Source organism: Actinoplanes sp. SE50/110, from assembly GCF_900119315.1.
GTDB lineage: Bacteria > Actinomycetota > Actinomycetes > Mycobacteriales > Micromonosporaceae > Actinoplanes.
Genome location: NZ_LT827010.1, coordinates 3,284,978 through 3,305,488, shown reverse-complemented (window position 1 = coordinate 3,305,488; position 20,511 = coordinate 3,284,978). Strand labels below are relative to the sequence as shown.

Sequence of the window (20,511 nt, the reverse complement as noted above, 5' to 3'; positions counted from 1 at the left end):
GCGAGCCGGGCGGCGCCAGATACAACTCAGGAGAGGGAAATCCCGTATTTCAGCCTCAGCAGGCCGGGCTCGGCATCGTCCGCGGTCGTCACCACGAAGAGGTTGTCGAAATCGGTCTCGCCGATGGCCGGGGGCGGGGCGCCGAGGGCGGCAATCACCTCGGGCACCGTGTTGCTGTGGCCGGCGATCAACACGACGGCGCCGTATCTGCCGGCGCGCGCCTCATGAGCCACGGTAGCCGCGCTCGGCATCTCCCGCGACGCCATTTTGAGCGGTTCGACGGTCTCCCGCGTACGCCGGAACGCCGACGTGAACACCGTGCTGACGCCGGCCGCGCCGAGCAGGTGCGCCAGGGCCTCGGCGCGGCGGCGGCCCGCCTCGTTCAACGGTGGATCGGCCGAGACCGGCGGCAGGTCGATGTCCGCGTGCCGCACCAGCAGGATGGTGATCACGAGCCCTCCTCGTCATCACGGGAAGTCGGCTCGCACATACTGACAGTGATCAACTCGCTGGTCGAGGGACGAGTCCCTGATCAGACAGTGTCGGCGGGGGTTGGTAGCTTTCCGGCACTGATCCGGTACGACGGACGAGGGAGTCCCGTGACCATCAACGAACACCTGACCACCTTCGCGGGTCTGCCGATCGTCGATGTGGCGGACGAGCAGGGCCCCGTCGACCCGGCGGCCGTGGCGTGGCGGATCGACCTGGAGGACTACGAGGCCGAGCTGTCCGAGTTCGAGGCCGCCCTCGACCGGGTGCTGGAGCGGGCCGGGCCGGGCGGTCCCACCGCTCTGGTCGTCGGCAACTGGGGGTCCGCCTTCGACACCGCGTTCCCGGCCGAGCTGCTGATCGGCCGCGTGGCCCGGCTCAGCCGGCTGCGGGCGCTGTTCCTCGGCGAGATGACCTACGAGCAGTGCGAGATCTCCTGGATCAACCAGGGCGACGTGACACCGCTGCTGGAGGCGTTCCCGGCGCTGGAGGTGCTGTGGGTGCGCGGCTCGGAGGGTCTCGGCCTCGAACCCGGCCGGTATCCGGCGCTGCGCGAGCTGGTGATCCAGTCCGGCGGCCTGCCCGCCCCGGTCATCCGCACGGTCGGCGCGTGCGAGCTGCCCGCCCTCACCCACCTCGAACTGTGGCTGGGCGTGGCGAACTACGGCGGCGACGCCCGCGCCGAGGACCTCGCGCCGATCCTGGCCGGTCGCTCCCTGCCCGCGCTCACCCACCTGGGCCTGTGCAACGCCGAGATCGCCGACGAGTTGGCCGCCGCGGTCGCCGCGGCGCCGGTGGTGGCCCGCCTGACCCGGCTCGACCTGTCCCTGGGCACCCTCGGCGACACCGGCGCCGAGTCGCTGCTGACCGGGCAGCCGCTGACCCACCTGACCACCCTCGACCTGCACCACCACTTCATGTCGCCGGAGACCGCGCAGCGGGTCGCCGACGAGCTGCCCGGCGTCACCGTCGACGTGTCCGAGCGCCAGGAGGAGGAGCGCTGGGGCCGCTACACGGTCTGCGCCGAGTGAGCCGCTTCGCCGTCGTCGGCAACCCGGAGAACCGCCGGGTCGCCCGATTCGTCACGGCCGCCGAGTGAGCCGCCTCGCCGTCGTCGGCAACCCGGAGAACCGCCGGGTCGGCCGATTCGTCACGGCCGCCGACCGCGCCGGCCTGCCCACGCCGGAGATCTTCCCGTGGCGCGAGGTCCTGCTCACCGGCCGGGTCCCCGGCCCCGACACCCTGACCCGGATCGATTCGCCGGGCGAGAACGCCGAGGTCGACGCCCTGCTCCGCGCCCTGGGCACCACCGCACCGCCGCCGCTGGACCCCGGACACCGGCCGCGCCACCACTCGGGCCGGGACGGCGGACACCGCCCGGACCCGCCCTTGGAGCACGACGGGGCGGCGACCTTCGCCGGGCCGACAGCGGAGCACGGCGAGGCCACTGTCTCCGCCGGACCGACAGCGGAGCACGGCGAGGCCGCTGTCTCCGCCGGACCGACAGCGGAGCACGACCAGGCCGCTGTCTCCGCCGGACCGACAGCGGAGCACGGCGAGATCGTCGGTGGGGCGGCGGCCTTCGCCGGGTTGGCAGTGGCCCTGCACCGGATCGAGGCCGGTGGCGGCATCCTGCTGAACCGGCCGGCGGACATTCTGACGATGACCGCCAAGCCCCGCTGCCACGCCGTCCTGTCCGCCGCCGGAGTCCCCGTGCCGCCCGCGCTGGAGATCGCGGTCACCGGGTATGCCGCGCTGCGATCCGCGCTGGACACGGCGGGATGGAGCCGGGTCTTCGTCAAGGCGGCCTACGGCTCGTCGGCGTCCGGCGTCCTGGCCCTCGCGCTCGGCGGCCGGCGACCGGGCGGCCACCGCCCGATCATGGCGGTCACCTCGGTGGAGCTGGCCGACGGAAAGATCTTCAACAACCTGCGGGTACGCCGTTACGACGACGAGGCCTCGATCGCCGCGATCATCGACCGGCTGGCACCGGACGGCCTGCACGTCGAACGCTGGTTCCCCAAGGCGGCCCTCGCCGGCAGAGTCCTGGATCTGCGGGTGGTCGTGATCGCCGGTCGGGCGCGGCACGTCGTCGCCCGCACGAGCCGTTCCCCGATGACGAATCTCCACCTGGGCAACGCCCGCGGTGACGTCGCCGCCGTCCGCGCGGCGGCCGGCGGCGCGGCGTGGGCCGCGGCGATGCGGACCTGCGAGCGGGCCGCCGCCTGTTTCCCCGGCACGCTGCACGCCGGCGTGGACCTGATGTTCCACGCGAACTGGCGCTCGCACGCCGTCGCCGAGGTGAACGCCTTCGGCGATCTGCTGCCCGGCATCCTGTCCGACGACGGCCTCGACACCTACGAAGCCCAGATCGCCGCCCTCCAGAACGGCTGGCTCCCCACCCCCTGACGATCCACCCCGGCTGCCGGCCCGCGCAAGGCCGCGGGACAGCGCAAAACCGCGAGACAGCGCAAAACCGCGAGACAGCGCAAGACCGCGGGACAGCAACGGACCGGCCCGAAACCGCGGGACCGCGGTCAGGTCTGGATCAACGGCTGATATTCGTCCGCGGTCAGCCCGAACGTCCAGGCCACCCCCTCCCGAGCGGTCCGGGTCTGCGGCGGCACCCGCAACCAGTACACCCGGCTGCTCCCGTCCGGCTCGGGCGTCGCGTTGACCACCTCGACCATCGCCAGCGGCTCGTCCCCCGGCAGGTCCAGCCACCACAGCACCCCGGTCTCGTCCGCATCCCGCTTACGGGCGCCGGCCTCCCGCAGATACCGCTCGTAGCCGAAGTGTTCCAGCATCACCCGCCGGATCTCGGCATTGGACTCGCCCCGGATCCGGTCCACGCTGAGCCGGGGCAGCTCAGCGGCGAGCCCGGCCGGGATCGGCATACCGCGCCAGGCCCACAATCCGTAGCCGTCGGCGAACTCCAGGGCGGGCCCGTCGCCCCGGTGCAGCCGCCCCACGTTGTCGCGGGTCAGCGCCACCGGACGCTCGGTGAGCACGGCGACCCGCTCGTGCGCCCACCACCAGCCGGCGTTCCCCGCGACCTGCGCGAGCCCGGCCAGCCCGCCCATCAGCCCGGCCCCGGGCAGCAGCCGGTCCCCCGCGTCGAAGGTGCTCAGCCACGCGCCGTCGTGCTGCCCGTAGATCGCGTCGAGCACCGGCCGCTGGAACTCCCGCCCGAGGGCGGCCACATCCTCGCCGAGCCGCTGCCGCAGCCGCCCGGCCACCATGTCCATCACGAGCGCCCACGACCGCCGCCCGGCCGCCCCGCTCAGCTGCGCCCAGCCCTGCGCCCCGAACGCCGCCAGGGCGGCCTTGCGCGCCGCCGCCCACGGCTCGGTGCGCACCCGCCGTCGCACGGACGCCCCGGCCGGCTCCCCCGGTGACCAGCCCTGTCGCCGCAGGCCGGCCGCCGCCTCCGCCAGCCAGGCCGGCCCCTCGGCGCCGGGGTCGGCCCCGCCGAGCAGCAGAGCCGCCCGCGGCGACCCCACCCAGTAGATCCGCTCCGGTGGGGCCAGCCCGGCCGACCGATACGCCGCCCGCACCCCGGCCTCGGCCGCGGCCCGGTCCCCCGGCCCGGTCGCCACCGCGGCGGCCAGCCACCGGTCCTCGACGGCGGCCGCCAGCGCCTCCTGCTCATGCGTGAGTCGCACGATCCGCTCCCCCGTCTCAGTCCGCGACCGGACGGAACGCGCCCGGAACATATTCCCGCTGCCGGATCACCCGGTAGACCCCGGAGGGCAGCGCGATCGGCCCGTGCTCCTCGTGGGACACCCGCCCGTGCGCCGGCACCTCGACGAACATCCGCTCCGGGTCGTCGAGGTCGGCGACCAGCCGCACCCCGGGCCCGCCGACCACGTGGGCGTGCCCGGTGGCCTCACCGCGCGCCAGCACCATCCGCCCGCGCGGGTCCCGGGGCACCGGCGCGCACGCCGGCACCCCGGCCGGCGGAACCGGAACGATCAGCACATCACCCTGCCGGTACATCGGGACCCTCCCCACCAACGACGAGGCCCACAACCTAACGACCGGGTACGACATTTTCCGACGGCGTGAGTTCCGAGGTCGACAGCGCGTCCCGGCGCAGCACCTGGAGCAGCTCCTCGTACGGCCCGATCAGGTGCGCCTGGTCGCCGGCCGCGAACCGGGTGTCGCGCCGCGGCGGGTGTTCCAGCTCGCCGTGCCCGCTGGCCCGGCGGATCGCCACCACCCGGGTGCGCGCCGACAGGTCCTGCATGGCCAGCCCGTCGAGCCCGCCGCCGGCGGCCACGGTGAGCCGCCCGACCAGCATGAGCTGCGACCCGACGTAGAACGTGGCGAGCACGTCCAGCCCCAGCGCCGCCCCGACGAACCACGGCGCGGCCAGGGCCGCCGTGGAGCGGGCCAGACCCAGCCCGAAGGTGTGCTCGACGGTCGCGGCCAGCGTCCGGTCGAAGAGCCGCAGCACCACCGGCACCGATCCCCAGCGCTCGCCGAGCCGGTCCCGGACCGCCAGCCCGGTCTCCAGGTTGACCAGGTCGTCGCTGGTCAGCACGGCGACCGCGCGGGCCGACCCGAGCTGCACCCGGTCCAGGGTGCGGGGCAGCGTGGCGTCGCCGATCAGCACCGGCACGCCGCTGTCGCGGACCTGGTCGATGTACCGGTTGTCCTCGTCCGACTCGATCACCACCACCCGGGTGCCGCTGGCCCGCAGGCCCTCGACGACCCGGGTGCCGACCGAGCCGATCCCGATCACCACGACGTGGTCGGTGAGCCGGTCGAGCAGCCGGTTCCCGAGCGCTTCCTGGATCTTGATGGAGACCAGCACGTTGGTGAGCAGCGCGATGAACGTCGCGGCGAAGCACGCGCCGAGGATCATCAGGCCGATCGCGAAGCAGCGCAGCCAGGGTTGCTGGTGGCGGAAGTTGTAGTCGCCGTAGCCGACGGTGGCGATCGACTCGACCGAGAAGTAGACCGCGTCGAGCAGCGTCATCCGGGTGCCGTCCGGCTCCCGGTAGCCCAGTTGCAGCACCACGATGGAGAGGTTGAGCAGCAGCATCAGGGCGATCGACGCGTACGCTATCCGCCTGTCCAGCGCCCGCAGCACGGACCCGGCCAGGTGCAGCGACCGCGCCCACCGTCCGGGTCCGGCGTGCGCCGGACCGCGCGCCTTGTCCAGCAGCCGCGCCGCCGCCAGTTCCTCCGGCGTGCCCAGCAGGGTCACCAGGTCCCCGGGCCGCACCGGATGGTCCCGACCGGGACAGATCACCACGTCGTCGTCCGAGGCGGCCGCCGCCGGCATCACCGCGAGCGGCGCCAACGACCCGTACCGCGTCCGCAATGTCCCGGACTGCTCGGCGACCACCTGCGCCGCCACGAACGGCTGCCCGTCCAGATCCAGCTCGTGCGTCCCGCTGCGCAGGCAGGCCTCGACCATCGACGGCGCCGACAGCCCGGCCACGTCCAGCACGCTGACCTGCATCGCCGACAGCGCCCGCCCGACCGCCGGATTCCGCAGCTGCACCACCACCCGCACGTCCGGGCGCAGCTCGCGCATCAACAGCGCGGCCTCCAGGGTGTGCAGGTCGTCGGCGAGCACACAGATCACCGCGACCGCGCCGGGCAGCCCGGCCTCGTCCAGCGTCTCCTGCAGCCGCGGGCTGCCGACCACGACCGGAACGCCCCAGCCACGCACCACCCGGACCAGCCGCGGATCCGCGATGTCCTCCACCACGACGACCCGGACGCCGGCGTGATAGAGCTGCTCCACGGTCCGCAGCCCGACGTCGTCCAGCCCGCACACGATGATGTGCCCACGCCACCGGGCGCAACCGTCAGGGGGCATGCCGCTACGTTAACCAGGCGTCCGCGCGGACATCCGGCGGTTACGGCGAAAAAGGGCACCCGGGGAAGGATCCAAGGCGGCGAACACCAAGATCACATTCGTCCCGTCGGGCGCCGCGGCCGACAACTGATCGTCGCTCCTCGATGGAGCGTCACGGTGCCGCGAGCGCGTGGTCCGCCGCGGCCAGGGCTTCGTCGACGGTGACGGCGAGCAGCGCCGGGTGCACGTCCGGGCCGGGCCGGTCGCCGCGCTCGCTGCTCGTGCCGTGCCAGATCACCCGGTGCCGCGCCCGTCCCGGCGGCGGCCCCCAGTAGGCCGGCGACATCGGCCCGAACAATGTCACCGACGGCGTCCCGAACCCGGTGGCCAGGTGCGACACCCCGGTGTCCCCGCTGATCAGCAGCCGGGCGCCGGCGATCAGCGCGGCCAGCGACCCGATGTCGGTGTCCGGCAGCGCCTCCGGCCCGAGGCCCGCGTCCGCCGCCACTTTCGCGGTCAGGTCCCGTTCCGCCCCGCTCCCGGTGATCACCACGCGGTGTCCCCGCCCGGCCAGCTCGCGCGCCACCGCCGCGTACCGCTCGGGCGGCCACCGCCGGGACGCCGACTTGGCCCCCGGGTGCACCACGGTGACCGAAGCCGACCCCACCAACGGCTTCATCAGCGACAAATCCGATTCGTCCGCGGCGACGCCGTAGTACCGCAGCATCCGGCACCAGCGATGCACCTCATGCTCGTCCCGCACCCACTCCGGCCCGTCGAGATGCTCCGCCGCGGCACACCGGAACCCCCACAACCGCCCGGCTCCGCGCAGCATCCGATGCGACTCCGGCCCGCTGCCGTGCAGGTTCACCGCGAGCTCCGCCCCGGAAACCGCCTCCGGGAGACCGGGTGCGCCCACCCCGTCGAGTCCGTCGACCGGCAGCACCCGGTCCACTCCGCCGATCAGGTCCACCAGCGGCGTCAACCACCTCGGCGCCGCCAGCACGAGTTCCCGCCCCGGGAAGGCGGACCGGAGCGCCCGCAGCGCGGGCACCCCGGTCGCCAGGTCGCCCACTCCGAGGGCGCGCAACACCAGGATCACGGGTAGGACGTCTCCGTCTCCGCCGCGATCACCAGTTCCCGCACCGCGCATCCGGCCGGCTGCTGCAGCGCGAACAGGATCGCGTCCGCCACGTTGCACGGATCGTTGAGCAGCGCGTCCGGCCCGGGCTTGTACCTGTCGTCACGCTCGTCGAAGAATCTGGTCCGCATCCCGCCGGGGATCACCAGGGTCACCCCGACCTCGCCGGCCAGTTCCGCCGCGAGCGCCCGGGTGAATCCCACCACCCCGAACTTCGCCGCGCAGTACGCCGTGGCGTCCGACACCGCCTTGATCCCCAGGGTCGACGCCACCGTCACGACGGTCCCGTGGGATTCCTTGAGCGCGGGCAGCGCCGCGCGGACCACCGCCGCGGTGGCCAGCAGGTCCACCGCCACGATCCGGTCCCAGGTCTCCCCCGGCACGTCGAGCAGCGTTCCCGGCACGTCGAAGCCGGCGGCGGTGACCACCCCGCTGACCGTCGCGTCGACGGCGGCGATCGCCTCCCGGGTCGCCCGTTCCGCGGCCCGCGTGTCGGCGAGATCGCACTCGATCCACGGGACGCCCTCCCGGGCGGGCGCCTGCCGGTCGATCACCACCGGCTGTCCGCCGGCCTTGATCACGGCGTCGACGACGGCGGCGCCGAGCCCGCTCGATCCGCCGGTCACGATCACTGCGTCCATGCTGCTGTTACCTCCTGCTGTCGGCGGCCGCGGTCAGGGACCGGGCCGCGTCGATGGTCCGGGTGGTCGAGCGCCCGTCGAGGTAGGGCACGATCACGGTCTGGCCGTCCCAGCGTTTGACCAGGTCCGCTTCGGGCAGGCTGGCGTAGTCGCCGCCCTTGACCCAGACGTCGGGCCGCAGCCAGCTGAGCACCGCCTCGGGCGTCGGCTCGTCGAAGATGACCACGGCGTCCACGCAGTCCAGGGCGGCGAGCAGCCGGGCCCGGTCGGCCTGCGCGTTGATCGGCCGGTCCGGTCCTTTCAGCCCGCGCACCGACTCGTCGCTGTTGAGGCAGACGATCAGGCAGTCGCCGAGCCCGCGGGCGGCGCGCAGGGTGGCCAGGTGCCCGGTGTGCAGCAGGTCGAAGCAGCCGCCGGTGGCGACCACGACCCCGCCCCGGTCGCGGACCTCGGCGGCGAGCCGCCCGGCCGCGTCGGCGCCGATGCGTTCCGGGGCGGGAACGGCCGGGGTGGCGGCGGCCGGGGACAGGGCCGCGGTCACCCCACCGTTCAGCACATAGGTGGTGGCCGCCGCCACCGCGTCCTGCACCGCCTCGGAGACCAGTGCCCCGCCGGCCAGCGCGAGAGCGGCGGCCGCCGCGAACCGGTCGCCGGCCCCGCAGGTGTCGCGGTCCCCGGCGTCCGCCCCGGCCGGGATGACCAGCGGGGTCGGGCCGGCCTGGCTGAGCACCGCCCCGCCGGCCCCGCAGGTCACCGCCACGGCCCGGGCCCGCCAGTGGTCGAGGAGGTGGTGCCCGGTCCGCTGCGCGGTGGTCAGCATGGTGCCCTTCCCGGCGTCGCCGGAGAACCCTTTCGCTTCGGCCAGGTTCGGGGTGGCCAGCGCGACTCCCGGCACCGGGGTGGCGCCGTTGGGGTGCGGATCCCAGACGATCGGCGCGCTCGCCGCCGCCAGCGCGGCCCGCACCGCCGGGTGCCCGGCCACCCCGCGCCCGTAGTCGCTGACCAGGATCGCGGATGCCTCGTTCAGCACGTCGAGAAGCCCGTCCGGCGCCTCACCGGGCATCCGCGCGTCCCCGCCCCGGTCCAGGCGCAGCAGCACCTGACCCGCGGCGCGCATCCGGATCTTCTGCGGGGTCGACCCGGGCAGCGGCAAGGCGTACACCGCAATCCCGGCGGCGGTGAGAAGCTCGCTCAACCGTGCGCCGGCGGCGTCGCCCGCCAGGGCGGTGACCAGCGCGACGTCGTAGTCCTCGCGGCCGGCCGCGAGCAGCGCGGCCAAGCCAGCGCCGCCCGGACGCTCGCTGACCTCCGTTTCGTCGAGGACCGGCGCCGGGGCGTCCGGCGCGATCCGGCGCACCGTGCCCTCGACGTCCCGGTCCAGCAGGGTGTCCCCGACCACGACCAGCAGTGGCTTCTTCACGCGGGTGCCTCCAGCCGTCGGCTGCGAAAGATTGAGGTCGATGTGTTCGCACATGATGTGCACCGCGACCAGGTGCAGTTCCTGGACCACCTGTGAGTCGGGGGACGGGCAGTGCAGCACCTCGTCGCAGGCGTCGCCGACCGGGCTGGACCCGGCGCCGACCATCGCCCAGGTGCGCATCCCGCAGTCCCGGGCGGCCCGCACCGCGGCGACCAGGTTGGGGCTGCGGCCGCTGGTGGAGAGCACCAGCAGCACGTCACCGGGCCGCCCGTGGGCCCGCACCTGCCGGGCGAAGACCTCGTCGAAGCCGTAGTCGTTGCCGATCGCGGTGACCGCCGAGGAGTCCGGGGTGAGCGCGATCGCGGACAGCGGCATGCGGTCCTCGCGGAGTTTGCCGACCAGCTCGGCGGCCAGGTGCTGTGCCTCGGCGGCGCTGCCGCCGTTGCCGGCGACCAGCAGCCGGCCGCCGCCGCCGAGGTGTGCGGCCAGGTCGGCACCCCAGTCGGCGAGGCGGGCCCCGACGGTCCGGAACGGGGCGAGCGACGCGGCCAGGGCGGCGAGGTGCTTGTCCAGGGGGTCCATCAGGCGACCGCCGCCGACAGCGAGGCGACCCGGGCGTAGACCGCGCTCATCCGGGCGGCGATGTGCGGCCAGGCGTAGGCGTGCACGGCCCGGTCGACCGCGGCGGCCGCGTAGCTGAGCCGCCGGCTCTGGTCGGTGACCAGCCGGCGCAGCGCCAGCCCGAGCCCGTGCGGGTCGTGGGCGGGCACCAGGTCGCCGGTGACCCCGTCGACGACGGTGTCGGTGAGGCCGCCGACGGCGGTCGCGACTACCGGGACACCGCAGGCCATGGCTTCGAGCGGAGTCAGGCCGAACGGCTCGTACCAGGGGGTGGCCGCGACCACGTCGGCCGAGCGGTACCAGGCCGGCATCCGGGCGGCCGGCACCGCGCCGAGCAGCTCCACCCGGTCCTCGACGTGGCACTCCTTGGCCAGGTGCAGCAGCCGCTGGGCGTACGGGTCCTGGCCGAGCGCCGCGGCCGGCGGCCCACCGGCGATCACCAACTCCGCGCCGGGCACCTCGGGCAGCGCCCGGATCAGGTCCTCGAAACCCTTGCGGGGGACGAGCCGGCCGACCGACAGGATCCGCGGCCGGCTGTCGCGCGGGGCGACCGGCCCGTCCTTGCGGAACCGTTCGACGTTGACCCCGGAGGGCACCAGCGTGGTGCGGGCCCGGGGCACCCCGAGCAGCAGCAGTTCGTCGAGCTCGTCCTGACACTGCACGATCACCCGGTCGACGACCCGGCCGAGCTGCCGCTCGTAGGCGACGCGGTGCGCCGGGCTGGTGTCGTCGGTCCCCTGGTGGCGGCGTTTCACCGAGCCGAGGGCGTGGAAGGTCTGCACCACCGGCACGTCGCAGCGGCGGGCCGCGGTGACCGCGGCCAGGCCGCTCATCCAGAAGTGCGCGTGCGCGACGTCCGGCGGCCAGGCCAGCCAGTCCCGCGCCATCCAGGTGGCGAAGTCGCCCATGAACGGCAGCAGGTCGTCCTTGGGCAGCGTCCGCTCCGGCCCGGCCGGGACGTGCACCACCTCGAAGCCGGCCTCGACCGGCACCGTCGCGGGCAGGTCGGGGCTGTCGCGCCGGGTGTACACGCGCACCTCGTGGCCGTCCGCGACCAGCGCCGAGGCCAGGTCGGCCACGTGCGTGTTCTGCCCGCCGGCGTCCACCCCGCCGAGCGCCGCGAGCGGGCTGGCGTGTTCCGAGATCATCGCGATCCGCATGTGTGTCCCTCCAGAAGGTGGTCCCAGTCGGCGAGGAAGCGGTCCAGCCCGTACCGGGCGAGCGCCGCGCGGCGCGCCCGTTCGCCCATCCGGCGGGCCTCGTCGGGTTCCTCGATGAGCCAGTGGGCGGCCTCGACGAGCGTGTCGACCCGGGTGGAGAGCACTCCGGCGCCGTCCGGCACGGCGGCGATCGCCTCGGTGGTGGCCAGCGCGATCACCGGCATGCCGATCTGCATGGCCTCGATCAGGCTGAGGCCGAGCGAGGTCCATCGGCACAGATGCAGGTAGGCACGGCGCTGGGCGAGCAGGTCGTGCATGGCGTGCTGCGGCGGGTCCTCGTGCGGGGTGATCCGGTCGCCGGGCAGATCGGCGACGCCCATCCCGAACACGTCGATCGGGGCCGCCGCGGTGAACCGCTCGAACAGGTCGGTTCCGGTCACCCGGCCGCGGCGTACCGGCTCGTTGGTGACGATCGCGAGACGGTCGAGCTCGCCGGTCCAGCGGGCCTTCGGCTCCACGATGCCGTGCTCGATCACCGTGGTCCGGGTGCCGCCGCAGTCCCAGAACAGGTCGTTGAAGTGGGTGACGTGGGCGATGATCAGGTCGTCCCGGTCGGCCATCGGGTGCCGGGTGTTCGGCACGTCGCCCTTCGGGGTGTTGTGCTCCACGTAGATCACCGGCAGGCTGGGTGGCACCAGGTCGATCTCCTCGGGCCGCTGGACGATCGCCACGTCCGCGTCGCGGATCTGGTCCAGCGGCAGCTCCTCGACGCTGTCCGGCCAGTCGAAGGTGCGGGCCCGGCCGCGGCCCCACGCGTCGCGGGCGTCGTTGACCGGGATCAGGTAGCGATGCTTGCCCTGGACGAACGACGTGGTCCAGGAGCCGTGCACGTGCCAGAGCAGGATGTTCACGCGACGTCCTCAAGGCTGGCGGCGCCGAGCCGCTCGACGGCGTCGAGCACCTGGGCCGGTTCGACGGTGGACAGGCAGGGATGGCCGGGCACCGGGCAGCGGGTGGCCCGGGTGTCACGGCAGGCGGCGCCGGCCCGGCCGAGCCGGACCGCCGGCACCCGGTAGGGACCCCACTGGGCGTACGGGACGGTCGGCGCGTACAGGCTGATCACCGGGGTGCCGACGGCGGCGGCCAGATGCGCCGGGCCGGTGTTGCCGACCACCAGGCAGGAGGCGGCCGCCACCAGGTGGGCGAGATCGGTCAGGGTGGGCGGCGCCACCAGGTCCGCCACGGCATCGGCGACGTACGCCGCCAGGTTCTCCTCGCCCGGCCCCGCGGTGACCGTGACGCGGTGCCCGGCCGCGGTGAGTTCGCGCACGATGCGCCGCAGGTTGTCCGGCGGGCAGGAGCGCGCCTCGACGCTGGCCCCGGGGTGCACCACCACGTGCCCGCCACCCGCGACCTGTCGCGGGACACCCGCCCGCGGGCCGCCGCTCTCCCGCACCCGCGGATCCTCGCCGTCACGTAGTCGCGGGTCCTCGCCGTCACGTACTCGCGGGTCCTCGCCGTCACGTACTCGCGGGTCCTCGCCGTCACGCAGTCGTGGGCCCTTACCGTCACGTACTCGCGGGCCGCCGCCGGCGCGGGCCGGGAAGCCGTCGTCGCCGCGTACCCGCAGGCCGCCGTCGTCGCCCGGGGGCAGTCCGAACCCGGCCGCCGCGGCCACGCTGCGGGCCCGTTCCGGCTCCGGCACCCCGGGCGGTACCCGGTGCCGCACGTCCAGCAGGGAGCCCGGATAGTCCTCGCTGATCGCGGTGATCCGCTGCACCCCGGCGGTGCGCAGCAGCAGCGCGAGCGGCAGCGCCGACTGGTGGTACGAGGTGAACACCACCGCCTCGTCCACCCCGGCCGCCCGGATCCGCTCGGTCAGCCCGCCGAGATCGGCCGCCGCCACCGGATCGGGTTCCGGGTCGATCCACGGCAGCTTCCACGAGATCAGTTCGTCGACGCCGGGCAGCAGCTCGGCCGCCGCCCGGCCGCGGGGCCCGCAGAGCAGCACCACCCGCTCACTGCCGTGCGCGACCGCCCGGATCGCCGGCCCGGTGACCAGCACGTCGCCGGCCGAGTCGGAGCGCACCACCAGCACCGTGCCGGCCGGGTGGGGCCGCGGCGCCGGGGTGACCAGGGCTTCGCGGTGCAGGATCAGCTCGGCGGCCGCGGTCAGGTCGGGCACCACGGCCGGGGCGGCGTCGACCTCGTCGGGCAGCGTGACCGGGGTCGGCACCAGGATGCCGGCGGCCCCGGCGGCCAGGGCCGCGGCCATGTCCCGCCCGATGTCGCCGACCACCACGCAGCGCTGCGGGGTGGTGCCCAGCGCCCGCGCGGCCTCGACGATCATTCCCGGTCGCGGTTTGCGGCAGTCGCAGCCGGCGGTGTCGTCGTGCGGGCAGATCTGCCAGGTGTCGAACGGGCCGAGCAGCTCCTCGACCCGGTGGTGGACGGAGGCGAGCTGCCCGGGGGTGAAGTTGCCGCGGGCCAGCCCGGACTGGTTGGTGACGACGCCGAGGCGCAGGCCGGCGGCGCGCAGGCGGTCGAGGGCGGCCCGGGCGCCGGGCATCGGCCGGACCCGGTCCGGGTCACCGTTGTAGGGGACGTCGGCGATCAGCGTGCCGTCCCGGTCGAACAGGACGGCGTCGTAGAGCCGCGACATCACCCGGCCGCCGGTCTCGGTGCCGCCGCCGCTGCCTCCGGGGCCGTTACGTGCCGCCCTGCCGCCTCGGGTGCCGCCGCTGCGTTGGATGCCGCTGCTGTCAACGCCGCCGCTGCTTCGGGGGCCGCTGCTGTCAATGCCGCCGCTGCTTCGGGGGCCGCTGCTGTCAATGCCGCCGCTGCTTTGGGTGCCGCTGATCGCCAGCGCCACCAGCCGCGCAGCCAGTGGGCGACCGCCACCGGCGGAATGGCGACGCTGGTGACGACCATCGTCGCGACCTCCCGCCGGTCGCGCGGCCCGGGCGCGATCCGGGCGGTGGCGAACTCGGCGGTGCCGGCCACCCAGCCGGTGGCCGCGGCCGCCGCGGCGACCGTCCAGCCGCGGCGCCGGGTGACCGCCGCGGCCGCCCCGGCGATCAGCGCGGCGGCGAGCAGCCCGGTGATCCCCGCGTGCCGGGACCGGCGGCCGGGCGGGATCTCCAGGCGCCGCCGCCAGTCCGGACCGTGGATCCGGCGCAGCAGGGCGTCGTCGGCGTTGCCCCGCTGGGTGCGCAGGCTGACCCAGGGGCTCTCCGGGCGGACCGGGTGCAGTGTCGTGCGCTCCCCCGTCGTCAGCCGCCAGCCGGCCGCGCGCACCCGGTAGGCCAGGTCCGCGTCCTCGCGGAAGGCGCGCGGCAGCCGCTCGTCGAAGCCGTCGACCGCTTCGAGGGCCGCCCGGCGGTAGGCCATGTCGGCGGTCAGCCAGGACCCGTCGGCCAGGCCGGCGGTGACCCGCTCCCAGTCGGTCGGCCGGCGGTGCCCGGGCAGCGGCACCCGCAGCCGGCCCTGCACGCCGCCGACGTCCGGTTTCGCGTCGGCCAGATCGTCGGCGAGCCGCCCCGCCCAGTCCGGGCCAGGCAGCACGTCGTCGTCGAGGAAGACCACCCACTCGGCGCGGGTGGCCCGCCAGCCGGCGTTGCGCGCCGCGGCCGGCCCGCAGGCCGGCCCCGGGATCACCGTGACGTGGTCCGGAACGGTCAGCGGATCGGGCGGGAACGGGCGGTCGTCGACCACCAGGATGTCCAGGTCGCGGGGTAGCGCGGCGAGCAGCGCGCCCAGGCTGGGACGGCCGAGGGTCGGCACCACGACGGTGATCACGCGCGGAACGCCCCGGCCCGGTGGACCGCGAACGGGCCGATCGCGAGCAGATCGACCGGCGCCGATCCGAACAGTTCCATCGCCTCGCGGGGCGTGTCGACCATCGGGCGCCCGGCGGTGTTCAGCGAGGTGTTGACCACCACCGGCAGGCCGGTCCGCTTCTCGAACTCGGCGAGCATCTCGGCGACCACCGGCTCGGTGTCGGCGTGCACGGTCTGCACCCGGGCGGTGCCGTCGACGTGCACGACGGCCGGGATCCGATCCCGCCAGTCCGGCTTGACCCGGTGCACGAACAGCATGTGCTCGCTCGGGTAGACGCCTTCGAAGATGTCGTGGAACCGTTCGGCGCGGACCATCGGGGCGATCGGGCGGAACTGCTCGCGGCCCTTCACGTCGTTCATCCGGCGCTGGGTGTCCTTGTCGCCGGGGTGGGCGAGCAGCGAGCGGTGCCCGAGCGCGCGCGGGCCGTACTCGCTGCGCCCCTGGTACCAGGCGACGATGCCGTTGCGGGCGAGCACCTCGGCGGCTTCGGCGGCGATCGACGCGGGCCGGGTGTAGGGCAGTGCGGCCCGCTTCAGGTCGGCTTCCAGCTCCTCGTCGGACCAGCCGCGGCCGAGCGCGGCGGTGGTGAACGGGATGCTCTGCCCGTGTACCGCGAGGGCCGCGCCGAGCGCGGTGCCGGAGTCGCCGGCCGCCGGCTGCACCCAGACCCGGTCGAACGGGCCCTCGGCGGCCAGCCGGCCGTTGGCCACGCAGTTGAGCGCGGTGCCGCCGGCCATGGTGAGAGTGGGCAGGCCACCGGACGCCTCGTAGGTCCACCGGGCCAGGTCGAGGATCACCTCTTCCAGGCGTTTCTGCACGCTGGCGGCGAGGTCGGCGTGCACGTCCGAGAGTTCCGCGCCGGGCGCGCACGGCTTGGCCAGCGCGCCCCAGTCGATGCGCTCGACGGTGAACCCGCCGTCGCCGGTGCTGCGGACCAGCTCCCGGAGAAGATCGAGGAACTTCGGCTTGCCGTACGACGCGAGCGCCATCACCTTGTACTCGTCGCTGGAGTGCAGGAAGCCGAGGTGGCGGGTCAGGTCCTCGTAGAGCAGCCCGAGCGAGTGCGGCAGTTCCTGGGTGCGCAGCACGCTCAGCTCGCCGTCGCGGTAGGCGCCGGCCAGGTGCCCGGCGACCTCGCCGCGCCCGTCGAGGACCAGCACCGCGTTGTCGTCCGGCACGGACAGCCCGGCCGAGGCCGCGTGCGCGACGTGGTGCGGCACGAAGCGGACCTGTTCCGGGTCGAGGCCGGGCAGCGCGGCGGCGAGGAACTGCGGGGCCCGCCGGGCATAGTCGACGCGCAGGTGGTCCCAGGGGTCGTCGAGGCCCAGGTCGGCGGCGTCCCGGGTGATCCCGGGGTCGAACGAGTAGGCGACCGCGTCCAGGTCACCGGGGGTCAGCCCGGCCTCCTGCAGACACCACGCGGCGGAGAGTTCGGGCAGCTCCCAGGCGGCGAACGGGACCGGGCGCTTGCCGTGCTTGCGGCGGCTGAACCGCTCCTCCTCGGCGGCGGCCACCACCTGACCGTCCACGATCAGAGCAGCCGCCGGATCGTGGAAGATCGCGTTGATTCCCAGGACTCGCATGCTGCGGCGGATACCCCGGCGCCGCCGACTTACGCCCAAGATCACCGACTTCTCGAAAAAAACTTGTCGGCCTTCCTGAACAGCGGAAACATTCGCTCGCAGGGCTGGTTTGCCGTCATTTCCACGGGGCATCCGCTCGGGTATGCGTGAGGTCACCCAGCTCATCGGCGGCGCGTGGCGCCCGGGCGGCTCCGGCCGCGAACTGACCGTTTCGAACCCGGCCGACGACAGTCTCGTCACCCGGACCGTGGCCTCCGACGAGGGGGACGTGGTGGCCGCGGTGGGCGCGGCCCGCGACGCCGCGCCGGGCTGGGCCGCGACCGCTCCGGCGGCCCGCGGGGCGGCGCTGCACGCGGTGGCGAACGCGGTGGAGGCGGACGCCGACGAGCTCGCCGCCCTGATGTCGGCGGAGATGGGCAAGCCGGTCGCCGACGCCCGCGACTCGGTGCTGGCCGGGGTCGGCACGCTGCGGCAGTACGCCGAACTCGGCCCGGTGCACCGCGGGCGGACGCTGGCCGGCAACGACGACGCGATCGACCTGATGGCGTACGGGCCGCGCGGGGTGGTCGCGGTGATCACGCCGTGGAACGACCCGGTGGCGGTGGCCTGCGGGCTGCTCGGGGCGGCGCTGGTGACCGGCAACACGGTGGTGCACAAGCCGAGCGAGCGGACGCCGGGGACCGGGCACCGGCTGATCGAGCTGTTCGCCCTGCACTTCCCGGCCGGCGTGCTGAACATGGTCGCCGGGGACGGCGCGGTGGGTGCGGTGCTGGCGGCGGCCCGGGTCGACGTGGTGGCGCACGTGGGGTCGACGGCGACCGGGCGGTCGATCGCCGCGGCGTGCGCGCGGACCGGGGCGAAGGCGCTGCTGGAGAACGGCGGCAAGGATCCGCTGCTGGTCGATGCCGGGGTGGATCCGGGATGGGCGGCCGGGCAGGCGGCGCTGGGCGCGTTCGCCAACTCGGGGCAGATCTGCGTCGCGGTGGAACGCATCTACGTGCACCGGGCGGTGGCCGGGGAGTTCCTGGCGGCGCTGGAGTCCGAGGCGGAGGCCTGGGGGTCGCGGATCGGGCCACTGGTGGACCGGCGGTTGCGGGCGGCGGTGGACGACCAGGTGCAGCGGGCCGTGAAGGACGGTGCGGTGGCGCTGCGCGGCGGGGCGGTACCGGCCGGGCCGGGGGCGTTCTATCCGCCCACCGTGCTCTCCGACTGCACCGACGACATGGCGGTGATGCGCGACGAGACGTTCGGCCCGGTGGCGCCGGTGATGGTGGTGGACTCGTTCGCCGACGGCCTGCGCCGGTCCGGTGCCTCCGACTACGGTCTCGCGGCCACCGTCCTGACGCCGTCGATGAGCAACGCCCAGGCGGCATGGCGTGCCCTGCCGGCCGGGACCGTGAAGATCAACGCGGTGTTCGGCGGGGCGCCGGGGGGCGCGGCTCAGCCCCGGGGGTTCTCCGGGAGCGGGTTCGGCTACGGGCCGGAGTTGCTCGACGAGATGACCTGCACGAAGGTGGTGCACCTGGCCGCGCCGGCCGGCGGATGGTAGCGGTCGCTCCGGAGTGGGCGGGGGCACCCTGCGCCAGGGTCCTCCCCGCCCGGAACCGGGCGGTCAGCTTTCCAGGCGGCGCAGGGCCGCCTCCACCTCGCCGGGGAGCGGACGCCGATGGGTGAGCGCCCACGGCAGGTCCCGGGTGACGTCCAGCAGGGCTGCCGGCTCGGTGCGGGCGACCTCGGCCAGGGTCGTCGCGACCACTCGTGGCGGGCGGCGCAGCAGCGCGGTCAGGGCCCGGTTGCGGGCTTCGCGGCGCAGGCGGGCCCGGGGGTCACGGCCGGCCGGCTCCGGGAAGTGGCGGACGGTCAGCGCCTGCACGTAGGCGAGATGATGGCCCGCGGCGGCGAGGTCCATCGCGAGCAGGGCTTCCTCGCCGTACACGAAGAGCCTGGGGTGAAAGCCGTTGACCCCAAGGAACGCGTCGCGTCGGACGATCGTGGCGCAGGACAGGAAGCCGAGGACCGCGGGGCCGGGGGCGTCCGGCGCGGTGCCGAGCGGAGCCCGGGCCATCTCGTCCGAGATCGGGTCGACGCGGGCTTCGGGACCGATCAGCACCCGGGCCGTCAGCAGGGCCGTCCGGGGGTGGGCACGGAAGATCTTGGCGGCCTGGGCCAGGGAGTCCGGCTGCCAGTACGAGTCGTCGTCGGCGAACGCGACGTACGGGGTGGTGGCCAGCTCGACGCCGATGTTGCGGGCGGCGGCCCCGAGATTCTCCGGAAGCCGGACCACGCCGGGGAAGTCCAGGGGCTGGTCCGAGGCGTTGTCGACGATGATCGTCGGCGCTCGGTGATGCGGGACGGTGTCGCGGAGCCGGTCGGCGCGGTTGCGGGTGGCGACCACCACGGTGACCTCGTCGGTTTCGACGTCCTGGGCGTTGATCACGGACATGGGGCGGGGCATACCCGGGTCGCGACGAAACAGTCCCCGCTCACCCGAGCGGGGACTGTCACCGTGCGGATCAGGCCATCTGCTCCGCCGGGGTGAAGGGCTCCGGCAGGTGCAGCCCACGGCCGGTGGCGCGGGCGACGGCCGCCGCGCCGGCCAGCGCGGCGGCGGTGGTGATCGCGCCACCGAGCAGCAGCGCGCCGCGGGGGCCGGCGGTGTCGCAGAGCCAGCCGACCGCCGGGGCGCCGAACATCCCGGACAGGGAGGAGACGATGCCGACCGCGGCCAGCACCCGGCCGCGCATGTCCTCGCGGGTGTCCAGCTGGATCCGGGTGGAGACGACGGTGTCGAAGACGACCGCGCCGGCGGCGATCGGGAGGATCAGGGCGGCGAACGAGGTGAGATTCGGGGCCAGGCCGGCGCCGAGCTGCAGCAGGCTGATGGTGAGGCCGGTGCCGAGCAGCACCCGCAGGGTGGAGCGGCCGGAGCCGGCCAGCAGCAGGCCGCCGAGGACCGCGCCGACCGCGAAGACGGTGGACAGCAGGCCGTAGGCGCCGGAACCGGCGTGCAGCGGACCGGCCGTCATGGCGGCCATGCTGACCTGGTAGTTGCGGCCCAGCGAGCCGAGGACGAAGGACAGCGCCAGCACGATCAGGACGATCGGCTGACCGGCGATGTAGCGCAGGCCGGAGCGGATGCCGCGCTCGCCGGGAGCGGCGGTGGGCAGGTCGCGCAGCTCGCCGGTGCGCATCGCGGACAGGGCGCCGATCACCGCCAGGTACGAGACCGCGTTGATCACGAACAGGGCGGCCGGGCCGGTGACGCCGACCAGGATGCCGCCCAGGGCCATGCCCCCGATCCGGCCGGCCGAACTGAGCACCGAGCCGAGGGCCAGCGCCGAGCCGAGCGCGGACGGCGGGACCAGGGCGGAGCCGAACCGGCCCAGGGCCGGGCCCTCGAACGAGCTGATCACCCCGGAGGCGAGCGCCACCGCGTAGATCAGCGGGTGGCCGCCGTGCGCGACCAGGGCCAGGGCGAGCAGCGCGCGGACCGCCTGCGAGGCGATCAGCAGCGGGCGGGCCGGCAGCCGGTCGGCGAGCGCCCCGCCCCAGGTGCCCAGGATCAGGACCGGCAGGGCCTGCAGCATGACGACCAGGCCCATGGTGGCGGCCGAGCCGGTGTCCGAGAGGATCAGCCAGTTCAGGCCGAGGACCTGCATCCACGTGCCGGCGGTGGACACCAGGTCGGCGGTGGCCCAGAGGCGGTAGTTGCGCTCCCGGAGCGGTGCGAACATCGGTGCCAAAGCGGCGATACCCCCTGAAAGGTGACGACGCCGGACCTCGGCGCCGTCAGACTCTTCG

At 74.7% G+C, this 20,511-nt stretch carries 17 protein-coding genes and 1 pseudogene; 3 read left to right on the top strand and 15 right to left on the bottom strand.

What is annotated here, in order from left to right:
* Window positions 1-26: 26 nt before the first annotated feature.
* Window positions 27-452 carry a phosphoglycerate mutase family protein gene (locus ACSP50_RS14700; RefSeq protein ID WP_014689608.1) on the bottom strand — a complete coding sequence of 142 codons (426 nt, stop codon included), beginning with the start codon at window positions 450-452 and terminating at the stop codon, window positions 27-29.
* Between the two features lie 147 nt (window positions 453-599).
* Between ACSP50_RS14700 and ACSP50_RS14695 the strand changes: the two genes are divergently transcribed.
* Both ACSP50_RS14695 and ACSP50_RS14690 read left to right on the top strand, forming a co-directional pair.
* The gene (locus tag ACSP50_RS14695) at window positions 600-1,520 is read left to right on the top strand and encodes an STM4015 family protein (protein ID WP_014689609.1); all 921 of its coding nucleotides are present in this window, start codon (window positions 600-602) and stop codon (window positions 1,518-1,520) included.
* Between the two features lie 64 nt (window positions 1,521-1,584).
* The gene (locus ACSP50_RS14690; RefSeq protein WP_014689610.1) at window positions 1,585-2,898 is read left to right on the top strand and encodes an STM4014 family protein; all 1,314 of its coding nucleotides are present in this window, start codon (window positions 1,585-1,587) and stop codon (window positions 2,896-2,898) included.
* 128 nt (window positions 2,899-3,026) lie between these two features.
* On the opposite strand, the gene ACSP50_RS14685 is transcribed toward ACSP50_RS14690, so the two are convergent.
* The 12 genes and pseudogenes from ACSP50_RS14685 to ACSP50_RS14635 all read right to left on the bottom strand — a co-directional run bounded on the left by ACSP50_RS14685 (window position 3,027) and on the right by ACSP50_RS14635 (window position 16,710).
* The gene (locus ACSP50_RS14685) at window positions 3,027-4,154 is read right to left on the bottom strand and encodes a DUF6745 domain-containing protein (RefSeq protein ID WP_014689611.1); all 1,128 of its coding nucleotides are present in this window, start codon (window positions 4,152-4,154) and stop codon (window positions 3,027-3,029) included.
* A 16-nt stretch (window positions 4,155-4,170) separates the two neighbouring features.
* Window positions 4,171-4,488 (bottom strand): hypothetical protein, encoded by a 318-nt coding sequence (locus ACSP50_RS14680; protein ID WP_014689612.1) that lies wholly within the window; start codon window positions 4,486-4,488, stop codon window positions 4,171-4,173.
* A 34-nt stretch (window positions 4,489-4,522) separates the two neighbouring features.
* Window positions 4,523-6,325 (bottom strand): NAD-binding protein, encoded by a 1,803-nt coding sequence (locus ACSP50_RS14675; protein ID WP_014689613.1) that lies wholly within the window; start codon window positions 6,323-6,325, stop codon window positions 4,523-4,525.
* A gap of 151 nt (window positions 6,326-6,476) precedes the next feature.
* A complete protein-coding gene (locus ACSP50_RS14670) occupies window positions 6,477-7,406 on the bottom strand; it encodes a glycosyltransferase family 9 protein (protein WP_014689614.1) in 930 nt (309 codons plus the stop codon).
* On the bottom strand, window positions 7,403-8,086 hold the full coding sequence (locus ACSP50_RS14665; RefSeq protein WP_014689615.1) for an SDR family oxidoreductase: 684 nt from the start codon (window positions 8,084-8,086) through the stop codon (window positions 7,403-7,405). Before ACSP50_RS14665 ends, ACSP50_RS14670 begins: the two co-directional genes overlap by 4 nt.
* Window positions 8,087-8,093: 7 nt before the next feature.
* Window positions 8,094-9,506, bottom strand: coding sequence for a PfkB family carbohydrate kinase (locus tag ACSP50_RS14660; protein ID WP_043514043.1), 1,413 nt, complete (start codon window positions 9,504-9,506; stop codon window positions 8,094-8,096).
* A gap of 216 nt (window positions 9,507-9,722) precedes the next feature.
* Window positions 9,723-10,088, bottom strand: a pseudogene (locus ACSP50_RS43930) (SIS domain-containing protein); the annotation flags it as partial.
* Window positions 10,088-11,287 (bottom strand): glycosyltransferase, encoded by a 1,200-nt coding sequence (locus ACSP50_RS14655; RefSeq protein ID WP_014689617.1) that lies wholly within the window; start codon window positions 11,285-11,287, stop codon window positions 10,088-10,090. The pseudogene ACSP50_RS43930 and the gene ACSP50_RS14655, both read right to left, overlap by 1 nt.
* A complete protein-coding gene (locus tag ACSP50_RS14650; RefSeq protein ID WP_014689618.1) occupies window positions 11,272-12,198 on the bottom strand; it encodes a glycosyltransferase in 927 nt (308 codons plus the stop codon). The genes ACSP50_RS14655 and ACSP50_RS14650 overlap by 16 nt, the downstream gene beginning before the upstream one ends.
* Window positions 12,195-13,949: an HAD-IIIA family hydrolase gene (locus ACSP50_RS14645; protein ID WP_014689619.1), complete on the bottom strand. Its 1,755-nt coding sequence runs from the start codon at window positions 13,947-13,949 to the stop codon at window positions 12,195-12,197. The genes ACSP50_RS14650 and ACSP50_RS14645 overlap by 4 nt, the downstream gene beginning before the upstream one ends.
* Entirely contained in the window at window positions 13,949-15,085 is a 1,137-nt protein-coding gene (locus tag ACSP50_RS14640; protein WP_014689620.1) for a glycosyltransferase family 2 protein, read from the bottom strand. The genes ACSP50_RS14645 and ACSP50_RS14640 overlap by 1 nt, the downstream gene beginning before the upstream one ends.
* The gene (locus tag ACSP50_RS14635) at window positions 15,082-16,710 is read right to left on the bottom strand and encodes a carbamoyltransferase C-terminal domain-containing protein (RefSeq protein ID WP_014689621.1); all 1,629 of its coding nucleotides are present in this window, start codon (window positions 16,708-16,710) and stop codon (window positions 15,082-15,084) included. The genes ACSP50_RS14640 and ACSP50_RS14635 overlap by 4 nt, the downstream gene beginning before the upstream one ends.
* A 142-nt stretch (window positions 16,711-16,852) precedes the next feature.
* On the opposite strand from ACSP50_RS14635, the gene ACSP50_RS14630 reads away from it, so the two are divergent.
* Complete coding sequence (locus ACSP50_RS14630; protein ID WP_014689622.1) at window positions 16,853-18,259, top strand: aldehyde dehydrogenase; 1,407 nt, start codon at window positions 16,853-16,855, stop codon at window positions 18,257-18,259.
* 63 nt (window positions 18,260-18,322) lie between these two features.
* On the opposite strand, the gene ACSP50_RS14625 is transcribed toward ACSP50_RS14630, so the two are convergent.
* Together ACSP50_RS14625 and ACSP50_RS14620 are read right to left on the bottom strand one after the other, a co-directional pair.
* Window positions 18,323-19,153, bottom strand: a complete 831-nt coding sequence (locus ACSP50_RS14625; protein WP_014689623.1) for a glycosyltransferase family 2 protein — start codon at window positions 19,151-19,153, stop codon at window positions 18,323-18,325.
* A gap of 70 nt (window positions 19,154-19,223) precedes the next feature.
* Entirely contained in the window at window positions 19,224-20,444 is a 1,221-nt protein-coding gene (locus tag ACSP50_RS14620; protein ID WP_014689624.1) for an MFS transporter, read from the bottom strand.
* Window positions 20,445-20,511: the final 67 nt, after the last annotated feature.